Annotated in this window: 9 protein-coding genes; 3 read left to right on the forward strand and 6 right to left on the reverse strand. The window is 47.7% G+C overall.

Annotated elements, in window-relative coordinates; all coding sequences use genetic code 11:
- A partial coding sequence (locus ABGY95_RS06035) for an FAD-binding domain-containing protein (protein WP_347440794.1) occupies window positions 1-276 on the forward strand: 276 nt, incomplete at its 5' end.
- A 407-nt stretch (window positions 277-683) separates the two neighbouring features.
- On the opposite strand, the gene ABGY95_RS06040 is transcribed toward ABGY95_RS06035, so the two are convergent.
- The 4 genes from ABGY95_RS06040 to ABGY95_RS06055 form a co-directional block, all read right to left on the reverse strand.
- Window positions 684-5,816, reverse strand: a complete 5,133-nt coding sequence (locus tag ABGY95_RS06040; RefSeq protein ID WP_347440795.1) for a DNA repair ATPase — start codon at window positions 5,814-5,816, stop codon at window positions 684-686.
- Window positions 5,817-5,907: 91 nt separating this feature from the next.
- Window positions 5,908-6,354 (reverse strand): GxxExxY protein, encoded by a 447-nt coding sequence (locus ABGY95_RS06045; protein WP_347440796.1) that lies wholly within the window; start codon window positions 6,352-6,354, stop codon window positions 5,908-5,910.
- Window positions 6,355-6,391: 37 nt separating this feature from the next.
- Window positions 6,392-8,470 carry a flotillin family protein gene (locus tag ABGY95_RS06050; RefSeq protein ID WP_347440797.1) on the reverse strand — a complete coding sequence of 693 codons (2,079 nt, stop codon included), beginning with the start codon at window positions 8,468-8,470 and terminating at the stop codon, window positions 6,392-6,394.
- Window positions 8,471-8,487: 17 nt separating this feature from the next.
- Window positions 8,488-9,213, reverse strand: coding sequence for a hypothetical protein (locus ABGY95_RS06055; RefSeq protein WP_347440798.1), 726 nt, complete (start codon window positions 9,211-9,213; stop codon window positions 8,488-8,490).
- Between the two features lie 66 nt (window positions 9,214-9,279).
- Here ABGY95_RS06055 and ABGY95_RS06060 point away from each other — a divergent pair, with 66 nt between their 5' ends.
- Window positions 9,280-9,639, forward strand: a complete 360-nt coding sequence (locus ABGY95_RS06060; RefSeq protein WP_347440799.1) for a hypothetical protein — start codon at window positions 9,280-9,282, stop codon at window positions 9,637-9,639.
- A 39-nt stretch (window positions 9,640-9,678) separates the two neighbouring features.
- Window positions 9,679-9,990, forward strand: coding sequence for a hypothetical protein (locus ABGY95_RS06065; protein WP_347440800.1), 312 nt, complete (start codon window positions 9,679-9,681; stop codon window positions 9,988-9,990).
- Here ABGY95_RS06065 and ABGY95_RS06070 read toward each other — a convergent pair.
- Both ABGY95_RS06070 and ABGY95_RS06075 read right to left on the reverse strand, forming a co-directional pair.
- Window positions 9,987-10,553: a ribonuclease H-like domain-containing protein gene (locus tag ABGY95_RS06070; RefSeq protein ID WP_347440801.1), complete on the reverse strand. Its 567-nt coding sequence runs from the start codon at window positions 10,551-10,553 to the stop codon at window positions 9,987-9,989. The genes ABGY95_RS06065 and ABGY95_RS06070 overlap by 4 nt on opposite strands.
- A 51-nt stretch (window positions 10,554-10,604) precedes the next feature.
- Window positions 10,605-11,438, reverse strand: coding sequence for a DUF4339 domain-containing protein (locus tag ABGY95_RS06075; RefSeq protein ID WP_347440802.1), 834 nt, complete (start codon window positions 11,436-11,438; stop codon window positions 10,605-10,607).
- Between the last annotated feature and the right edge of the window lie 30 nt (window positions 11,439-11,468).

Genomic DNA, 11,468 nt, shown 5'->3' on the forward strand with positions numbered 1-11,468 from the left:
GGTGTTTTTATCAAAAAGTGGGTTCCTGAACTCGCTGAGGTGCCATGCAGTTATCTGGCTCAACCAGAATTAATGCCAGAGTTAGAGCAACAGTTTTGCGGCTGTGTAATTGGCAAAGACTACCCAGAGCCTCTCGTGATACACTCAGTGGCTTATAAAAAGGCTCAATCAAAAATTCGTGCTGTAAGAGTTACAGCTGAGGCTAAAGCCGAAGCTCGTGGAGTTTATAAAAAACATGGAAGTCGCTCGAACCGTAGATCCAAAAGAACTAAGTAATAGGACAATGATATTTGAGGCAATCTAATCACCAATATGAACTCGTCATCGATAGAGCTGTCAGAATTTCAATGTAAACTGCAAATCTCCGGCAACCTTTAGGAGACCACATCAGACTTTATTTGGAAATTTGAATGTTCGTATTTCCGAAAGAGGTATATCAGCTAGTACGGCATGCTGATTGTTCTAACTTTACTGAATATACAGCAATCCTAGACTTAGTCCGTTTAGAGGACTCTAAGTCTACGAGAATCGCTCTGAGGCAGACAATGAAATCCACACATTTGTAGTGATTTGAACGGTATATTGATGAGTTGGAAGCTAGATGATTTTTCATAGTTAGTCTGTCTGACATAGCTTGAGTAGCCACACCTAAAAAAGAAGAATCAAAGGGAGATGTTTTAACATCACTCGCCTTGGCGGACTTCTGGGTCGATTGCAATTGGGGATTTGTTGGTCTTTTCAAGACTGGAGATCTTCCCATCGTTTTCGCCATCACCGTCGGCATCTTCTACTGCGACGACTTTGATATCGACTTCGACCGGTACTGCGCGGAGCCCTGCGATGATTTTCTCCAGGTGACCAATGGTAGTTTCCCCAAGGTTTTGCGGTTGGGTGTAGTGAGTCGCGGCATTGACGATTCCGTCTTTGATAGAATCCAGGCCATCGTTGAACTGAGTGAGTTGCGCCACGATGCGGGCGACTGGATCGTCCTCACCACCTGCGGCTCCCATCAAGAGGTTTTTCTTGAAGCCCTTCTTAATATCTTCCCAGCGTGCTGATTGCTCTTCGGTAAGGATGTTTTCCATCTCACGGAATTTGAGGATGTTGGATTCCGCACCAGTCGTGAGCGTTTGGGATTCGTTCTCGTAATGATCTACCACGAGCCCTTCGACTTCTTTCACAGTCATGAGCGGTAAGACCTTTTCGGCAATACGGTTCATGTTTCGGTAGGAGCCCTGAAGCTTGAATGCTGGCTCGGTGCGGTAGGCGTCTTCCTGTGCCGCACTGCGGATGTATTCTAGATTTACTCGTAGGATAGCATCACGCACCCTGAAGAGGTGCTTAGTCACACTGACCATTTCTTCGATCTCAGCTGGCGTGTAGTTTGCCTCGAAATCCACTCCCTCTTGGCTGCCAGTGCGAGCGATCTGCATCACTGCGTAGACGTCCTTTTGACTTCTACTAGAGAGCTTACTCAGCACCACGTTAGATGTGAGCGAGTTCTCTATATAGGACCCTTTGAAGTCCTCAGCATGCCCACCAATGATATCACCGAGGTTGTAGGTGTCGGCTCGGTTTGAAAGCATGTCAGGCACCTGGAACTTACCGCCAGTTTCAGTGTATGGGTTACCGGCCATGACCACGGCAACTTTCTTGCCTCGTAGATCGTAGGTTCTAGCGACTCCCTTGTAGACTCCCTCGATCTTTCGTTGCCCGTCACAGAGTGAAATAAATTTCTGAAGAAACTCGGAATGTGTGTGCTGAATATCATCGAGATAGATCATCACATTGTCTCCCATTTCCAGAGCGAGGTTGAGCTTTTTCACTTCTTCTGCAGCAGTCGCATTAGGAGCTTCAGCGGGGTCCAGCGATGTCACATCGTGACCGAGCGCTGGACCATTGATCTTCATGAAAGTGAGACCTAGGCGATTCGCCACATATTCCATCAAAGTCGTTTTACCATAACCCGGAGGAGAGATCAGCAAGAGCAAGCCCATACGGTCAGTTCGAGTGTCCTTACCTGCCGTGCCAATTTGTTTAGCTAGGTTGTCACCCACTAGTGGCAAGAAGACGTTGTTGAGAAGTTTGTTTCTGACGAACGAACTCATCACCTTCGGCTTGAATTCGTCTAGTCGCATTGCCACACGCTTTTCTTCCACCAATTCTTGTTTGAGTTGTTGGTAGGCTGTGAAGGTCGGCACAGCTTCACGCTCGAAGCTCTGAAGGCGTTCAGTAAACTGGTTGTAATCGAGCTGGTACTTTCCGCCCTGCACCACAGCGTGGTCGCCGATCATGCCTTCTACAGTGTCCACCACACGGACGTGCATAACATCGCGCTGCTCGTAGCCTCCACGGGTCAAATGCACCGCAGCTTCGACTACTGTGTAGTTCACCCCAGAAGATTCTGACTTTCCATTTTCCGTAGTTTCTGTTTGGTCTGTGGTTGATAAAAATCCTTCTAACCAATCGAGGTTGATCTGATAGGCCGCGATTGGTTCATCCAAAAGCGTCTCATTGTAGGCTGCCTCAGCGTGCTTCACTGTGAGGCTGTGTTTAAATTTCTTCACCACATCAGCCGCTTCTGGTGACACAACAAAGTTCTCTCCGTTGGATAATTCTTCGAAGAGATAAGCTGCAGCATTTTCAGCGTGTGCGTCTTTGATCTGGCTAACTCCACACCAGCTATTCAGCTGAGTAGTTAGTTCGTTCACGAGCTTATGTAGTTCATTACGGTTCCCCCCAAAGATCTCCCTGCGCTTGGCGTGCGCTCGGATTTTCCCAGCAAGTTGCGCTTTAGCATCACCCTGCCAAGCGTGCCAGAATAGCATCGCTAGAGCACGGTCGCACGCTCCATGGCGGAGCAAACCAATGCCTGTGTGGATCGGGAGAATGGCACCTAACAAACATGCTGCATCATTATCGTGCACACCCTTGGTGTAACTCTCGGCGTAACGTGGCTGCATAAATTCCTGCACCACTGCTAATAAATTTTCCTTAGGCCATTGCGCTTTATCGTGCGCTAGTTGTTTACCAGTTTCGGATTTCAGCAATTGCTGCACGAGGTACTCAGCGCGATAGACTTCTTTGTTCTCAGAAATCACTTCCTGGTCCCACACTCCACGGGTTGCGAGGAAGCGCTCATCAGCGATGATTTCAAAGAAGTCTGTACCACTCAAGGTGAAGCTCATTTGCTCCTCGTGAGGTACGATGGTGAGCTCTAGTTCCTGGGTATTGACGTTGAACTTGTTCTTACCAAATTGGATGACGTTCTCGCCGTCAACGTAGAGTTCGTTACGGTCTTTCAGAGCGCGCACCGCATCTTCACGGATGGTTTTGAGGCGAGTCTGGATGTCGTCACCCTTCACCACATCGCCAAGCTCAATCAACTGCGCGATAATATCGCGCACCTTCTCAATCATCAGGTCACCGGCAAAATAGCCGTTGATCTCATTGATTTCTTTAAATCCTGAAACCCTGTTAGTGATGCCACTAAGCACGCGGTCGGCAGATTTGATCAAGCTGCTTGCGCGCTTACTCTTTTTCTCTAAGAGCTGCTGCTTACGCCCTTCAAAGGCATTGTAAACTTCTTCACGCTTCGTCGTGAGCTGCTCTACATATTCATCGAATTCGGAGAATCGGCCTTCGAGTTCTTCGATCTGCACCATCACCTTAGTGAGGTAGCCATCGGTCTTCTCAGCCGTATCACAGAGGTCTAGATAGTTGACCACAGCCTGGCTCAGTAGGTTCATCTGCGCCCCGAATTGCGCCACACCTTCTGTGCGTGACAGATCCTTACGCTTGTTCTTCAGCTCAGCTTTTACCCCATTGAGCTGAGAGTAAATCGCTGAAATACTTTCGATGATCGCCGTCGTCTGAGTCGAGTCCTCAATCTTGAGGTTCGACACCACGTCGATCAACATTTCGAGTTCTTTACCGGCATTGGCAATCTCCTCGCCTAAATCATCAGCCTCGGTGACCTTTGTGAGAGCGTTGAGCACTTTTTTCTGCTCATCTACTCTGGACTTATAAGGGTCGAGCGCTTGTGGCTCGAGCAAGAAGCTCACGGTCTTTGCTGAAACTAGTTCAGTGGCAGCGATCACACGTTCTTCCAGAGCATCGACCCGCGGAAGGTCCATGTAGCGCATTTCGCGTAAACCAATGACCTCACCACGGATGGTGCGGAGGCCAGCCAGTTGCTCTACAAAGCCAACAATATCGTCTGGTGGGCTGTGTTCGGCATTGCGCAACAATCGCTCGCAGCGCTCGGATACATCTTTGATACGTTCGGCAGAGCTCTTACGAAGCCCCTGGACTTTATCAAATTCTTCGATCGCGCTATTCGCTGCTTGCTGAATACCAGCTAGAGGTTCAGCTAGATTTTTTGTCTCTTCGTTAGAAATCCAGAAGTAGCTATCAAGCAAGATTGTCGCTTGTTTTACTAGGTCGATGTACAGTCCAGCGTAGTTGTCGTCCTTATCTAACAAGGTCAACAATTCACGACATTCAGCCATCGCCGAGACAAGCCCAGCATTACCAATTTTGAAAAGATAACTATCCTGGTCCTGTTGTTGAGCAGCAACAGCATCGGCACTCAGGATTGGAGTCTGCCAGATCTGGAGAGTGTGATGCTTCTGCGCTTCATCCTCAGTCTTAAAATAGATCAACTCACCATTGTCGAAGACCGAGTAACCATTACAGACAAATGGAGTTTCGACAGTTTGCTCGATCAAGTTATAGTTGAGCAAGACATAGTCGCCGTCCGTCCTGTTATAAAAAGCGTAGAGCGTGTCTTCACCATTGGCCGAAGAAATCTTGCGCTCGAAACGCATGTGATCGAGCCCGTGGTCGAATGTCTTTAACTCACCGGTGAGCAAGTAATAACCGTTCGCGAAGACGATACCGTGATCCTCAGGTAGCAGCACACAGGACTCACCAATAGCATCGATCCTATCAACCGATTGGTTCTTCTCGTTAAAGACGAGATAACGATACTCTTTCTCCCTGTACGGAAGAATTTTTAGAATGATAAGAGGCCCGACTATTGCATAGGAAATCTCCGCATCGTCGAGGGTCTGATCTTGGTCAACAACCTCCTCAGAATAGACTCCCTTGCCATCCGAGGTGTTGTCCTCGATTTTGACAGTTAGATCACCGCCCACAGTCTCGACGAAGACTTTTTCCTCGATGGAAATGTGTGGATGCTCACCGCCACGGTGCATGTCGCGGTTGACGCGCACCCAAGTAAAACCATGTTGGTCAGGGAAAACGTATTCGTGATCGAATCGATTACCCATGTACTTCAGCGTGCCGTCACCATTGATGACAAACTTGAAGGTCTTGATGTCCGTGATGTCCTTGCCGACGCGCAATGCGATATACACATTCGGCCCGATGTGCATGAACTTCGCAAAGATCGTTTGCTTGTAGTACTTGTAAAGGTAGGCGAAGTCGGTCGCAAACTCTTTGTCAGCAACTACTTCCTCAATAGATAATTTACTAAACCCGTGGTCAACCGGGTCGTATTGGTAAACAGCGAAGACGTCTGACAGGTCAGTGGTCTGCTTCAGTCCAAACTGGATATTGTAGCCGAACAGGAAGCGGTTGTTACCTATCGCTATGAGGTCACGTGGCACACAATTGTGCTCAGTCGTGACGCGCTCAGTCGATACTAACGACGATTCGACGGCTCCAAAAATCGATTTACGTTCCTCGTTCAGCGCATCCAAGCGCGAACGAAGTTCTACCGATTGTTTCTCCAAGCGAGCCCGAATCACTTCATAAGCTCCACCTTCTAACTGTTTATTTTCTTCTGACATCTTGCATTCGATTCCTGAGACTCAGCATGCTCGCGTTTACCACGAATCGCACGAATTTCACGAATTAGTAAATTGGCCTGCGGCCTTCTTGCTAAAGTACTATTCTCTCGTATTCGAGGCCTTCAGGAGCACCAAAATTAATGAGTAGTCCCAATCGATAGCTTGTAGCTTTTAAATAATTGATTACCTGTTGCCTGTTATGATCATTGAGTGCTTTTACAGCTTTTACAGCTTTTACAGCTTTTAACTCGATGATTATTTTCTCGTGACTGACAACATCAGCTTTAAAGAACTTCTGTAGAAATGCCCCTTTGTACTGAACTCGTATTGGGAGTTCTGACACAAAGGGGATATTCCTTGAGCTAAGTTCTATCTCTACCCCCTCATGGTAAATAGACTCATCAAATCCATTGCCTAATTCATTGTAGACCTCGAAACAGGCTCCAACGATGGCATAGGATTCTTCTTTATAAATGAGCTCCATTATTTCAATCAGGTTTGATGAACTGCACGTTTCAAATCCTGGCTTTGCAACCATTCGTGAGATCCGTGCGATTCGTGGTAAAAATCCTCCGTTAGAGGAATTTTGAGGCTGGGGAGTTGGTGAGGCCGAAGCGCTCCGCAGCTCCTAGGAGGCCAACGAGCTTGCCACGTGTCTCAGTGTCAGATTGTGGGATCATCTTGCCTAACAATGCGCTGACTGTGAGGTTCTTGATATCTTCCGTTTCGATTCCGAATTGGTCGATCCAGCTTGCGATCTGGCTCTTGAAGTACTCTGGGTCACCATTGAAGAATGTGTCCTTCACGTCGGTGAGCACCTTGGAGTTATCCACGATTCGATCAGCAACCTTACCTTTGGTAACAGCGCTAGTGATCTGGTTGAAGAACTCAGACTCACCACCGACGATGTCGATCTTAGCCTGCTTGAGAGCTTCACCGATAACCACAGCTTGTTGCTCAGCGATCTGGCGTTGGACATCGATCTCTGCGAGTTCGATTGTTTTGGCCTTATCAAGCTCGAGCTTGAACTCTTCGTGGTCCTGGCCGGCTTCTTCAAAGAGCTTCATCGCAGCAGCTTTCTGCTCGATACCCTTAGCTTCTGCTTCAAAGCTGAGTGCGTCGACTTCTGCCTGCGCTGCGCCTTGCTCCTTGAGAGCAGCTGCATCAGCGAGCTTCACTTCTACCTCACCTAGGCCTTCCGCAGAAGTTTCCTTGGTGACCGCTTCAGCGAGCATCTTCTTGGCACTTGCTTCTTTCTCAGATGCTGTGAGTGCTGCTTCGGCTGTGATGATACGCTCTTCAGCTTTCATTTCACTCGCTAACTTGCTAGCTTCAGCGGATTTCTGCACTTCGTATGCTTCTTCGTCAGCCTTGAGAATAGCAGCCTCTTTACGAGCCTCAGCCTCTTTCACTTCACGGATGAGACGCTCGTCGGCTTCTGCTTCAGCGGTAGTGACAATCACTTGCTTGTGACGATCTGCACCAGCGAATGCTTCAGTGTCCTTGATCTTCTCTTGCTCGATAACGACGGTCTTCTCGAGAGCCACGCGGTCTTTGATCACCTCTTGGATGTTTTTCTTCTCAACCTCTACAAACTTCTCTTTCTCAATTGATTTGAGTTCAGTGACTCGCTCGCGCTCGATCACTTCAAGCTCACGCTCACGTTCAACACGCTCGATTTCAACCGCATCAGTACGCTCTTTATTGCGCAAAGCCACCAACACCTGGCGTTGCTTGTTCTCTTCAGCGACTTGAATTTCTTCTTCTGCTGAAATGCGCGCACGCTCAGCTTTTTGATTCTCCTCTTCACGAACCTGATCAGCCGCTGCCTGCTCACGGAATTGCACCACTTGCACTTCGCGTTCTTGCTTAGCCTCGGTTTCCGCAAGTTGGCGCTCGAGCTCGAGAATTGCTTCACGCGCTTCCACATCCTGCTGCTTGATCACACGTTCTTTGTCGCGTTGGATGTTGTTCGCTAACTTAGCCTGACCTGCCGTGAGCTCAGTAATTTTCTTAATACCTTCTGCATCAAGAATGTTATCCGGGTCGAGAGCGTCTAGTGGAGTTTGCTCGAGGTAATCGATCGCAGCATCATCCAGCACGAAACCGTTCAAGTCTGTGCCGATCACTTTAAGAATCTCGTCGCGGAATTGATCACGCTTTTCATAGAGCTCGATGAAATCGAACTGCTTACCAACCGTCTTCAATGCTTCAGAGAATTTAGCATCGAATAGAGCACGAATTTCCATTTCTGAGGAAGCTCGATCACAACCAATCGCGCCTGCAACCTGCAGTACGTCTTCCTTGTTGTTATTCACGCGAACGAAGAATGCAACCTTGATGTCAGCACGCATGTTGTCCTTACAGATGAGTCCATTCTTCGCTGTTCTATCTATTTCCACACGCTTGAGGGAAATGTCCATGAGGTCAGATCGGTGCATCACTGGAATGACAAACATACCATCAAATGTCACTTTTGTTTCACCGATACCAGTTCGGATGAGAGCCGTCCCCTTTTCAATTTTCCGGAAACAGTTGATCACCAAATAGCCAAGAGCCAGAACAACAACTATCGCTATTACTGCGCCAGTGCTCGCTAGGAAGCCCCAATCAAATGCTAGAATGTCTAACTGCATTATTTCATTTTTATTCATCGTTTTATTTTTTGTTTTTAAATTTCTAGTTTAGCTACGGAGTAATACTTCCCGTCTTCAGATCTCTCAATGACCACGACAGCGTCTCCACGCTTCAGCGCTTCTGACCCTTCTATTAGTTTTGCATTTAGCTGTAAAGGTCCGTCGTGGCCTATAATCTCCACCTGACCAAACTTTTCTGTTAACTCGATCGACTTCACAGTTCCTTTATGCCCTTCGACCTTCACACCGTTGTCCTCCCCCTGTTTGAGTAACCTAAACAGTGGGATAAAGGGCATCACGGCGAAGCGCGTGACAACCACGCTCACCACAAATCCGCCCGCTAGAATACCTAGGCCTATCCAGTTGTTATATTCAGGGTTAAAGAGTGTCGTTAGAGAAACTCCAGTCATCCACATAGAAATAGAACAGAAGGACAACACCAGCATCGTTGGCACCTTGTCGGCATTCACAAAATGAAGAAAACCATCAAAGATTCCACCTACCCCATCGGTCTCCAAATCAGCATCGAGATCAATATCGAAGCCGTCAGCCAAACCTCCTGTCACCACACTGAGTAATAACATTAAGATAATCATAACCAATCCTGCTGATACAGGTAGCATATAGGGCAACATTGAAATCTCTAAAAGTTCTTTCACAACGAGAGCACTAGATAAAATTCTAGCAGTTTCCGCCATTACAAAGGTCAGATATTTTTCCCACGTGGCACCTGAAATCCATACAAATAAACGGATATGCATACTGAAGAGCGAGTTTCACAGACCTCCACTGAAAAATTCAACTTATATGGTTAGCATATTCAGACCATGACCAGCTCCTTCATCCCCCTTGCAGTCAGCCAGTTTGAACTATTTGGTACGGCTCATTTTGCAGCTATTGCCCTCACCTTTGCGACTGCGATTTGCCTGATTTTTTATTTAAGGTCGAACAAATCCTCGAGAATTGAATCCATTATACGCGTTTCCCTAGCCGGCCTTTTACTCACAGCTGTCGCGCTCGATCCGGTATTGACGATTTTGAGATTTGGAAACACAGCAACTGGTTGGGAATTGGTTGAGCATTGCTCGCTAACGTTCTACCTCTGTGATGTGGTCTCCATCATCCTAGCGATAGCTCTTATTAGACAAGCCAACGGTTGGCAGAGATCGGTTACCTTTGGGGACTAGCTGGCACCTTACAGGGCCTGATCACCCCCACTTTATGGTTTGGCTGGGGAACTCCCGAGTTCCTCGTCTTTTTTCCTGCAACACGGAGGAGTTCCAGTCACTGCAATTTTACTAGTTTGGGGCCTTCAGATCACACCAGAAAAAGGAGCCTTCAAACGCGCTCTGTACTGGAGTTGGGGTTACATGGCCCTCACCATGACTATCAACTGGGCCATTGGTCAGCACTACGGGTTTCTCAACGGAGTGCCCGAGGTTCGCACACTCTTTGATTACATGGGTCCGTCCCCTTACTATCTAATCATTCCTCGAGTAGTTCACGAAAGAAAGAAGGCCATCAAGCGAATCTGCTAAGTCCAGTCGACAGCAACCTCCGCTGGCTGCCCACCTTTGTCTTCATAACGAATCAGCCCGTGCTCGAGACCGTATTCATGGACACACTTAGTGACCTTAACGTCAAAGCAGCAATACTCAGCGATTTTCATCATATAGGATTCATCGCCAGTCTTCTTGTAGGCATTCCACCATTTGAGGGCATCGAGACCATCTGCGGTTTTCCCCATTCCCAAACTCACCTTTGCTGCAGAGTCTAACTTCAATCGAAAGCCTAACTTGTCCTCAGCTTCCAAATCTAACATCATATCTAGATTCATCGTCTGCGCCTCGAGGTCGTAAATCGTGTAACCTTGGAGTACTGGGTAATCGAACTGGATATGATTCCATCCGACAACTAAGTCAGCACGGACAAGTTGCTCAACCAGCGCGTCCATTTGGTCTTCGCCATAAACGATGTATTGCTCGGACTTGGTTGAATACGTCACAGCAACGGAGACTCCCATCTTTGCTTTATTTTTAGCGCCACCCACGGCGGAAAAGCTTTTTTGGGTCTCGAGGTCGAAGTAAACAATATCTCGCATAGCTGAGGTAGATGTAAGAAGTATCCTGAGCAACTGCAAGTGCAGGATCGCTTATTTCGACTCTCCTATAAATTCTTGCATCCAGCTCTCACTCCGCATTTCATCCAATAAAGCCTCCGGAAGCACCATATTTAAGAAGAGTGACATTGCAAAGATACTCGCTACATAGGCTACCACACGCATTCCTGAAAAGGGACGCGCCACCACACGGTAGCGCCTAGGTATGTCCCACAGAAAGAATCCGAAGCGACGGGACAAGAACCAAGATATTCCCAGAGAGAATGGCCAAATTTGTATGACCCCCATTCCCATCGCTAGTATCCACATTCGCAGTGAGCGTAATACAGAAAACTTGAGAGGTATCGCATGACCAAAGGCATCAGTCGTTCGCATCCCTAGCAAGAACTTGCCAGGAGAGACTTTCCACAGATGAATCATAATGGCATCTAGCAGCACGTAGGCGAAACCAACAGCGAGCAACGGCACCACTGAATCGCTTTGGCCCATTTCAAGAACCTTCTCTTGAAATACGGCAAAAACAAGAACCATGTAGAGGAGGAAATCATGCATTCTCGCAAAGAATCGACGAATCGCGTGGAGCGGCGGAGCCTTACTGAGTTCCTCAGCTAGAGCCTCTTTTATCTTCTCTGCTTGGTTTTTTACGGATTCAGGAATCGGTGGAGGCGTCACAAGATCTGAAACCTCTTCTACCTGATCAAACATGGTCTCAAACTGGGCAACCTCTCCGAGTGGCCCCCAAGATGCGGCTCCTTGATACCAGCATAATGTGTCCTGGGTAAGTTCACCGGCATCGATACGTTCTCGGACCTCAAAGGTCTCAAATGGACCTAACTTTTCCTCGTTTACTAACAACCAAACTTTCATTTTTTCTCTACATTAGAGGCTTCTAAGTGA

The sequence above is a fragment of the Rubritalea sp. genome (assembly GCF_039830215.1).
Taxonomy (GTDB): Bacteria; Verrucomicrobiota; Verrucomicrobiia; order Verrucomicrobiales; family Akkermansiaceae; genus Rubritalea.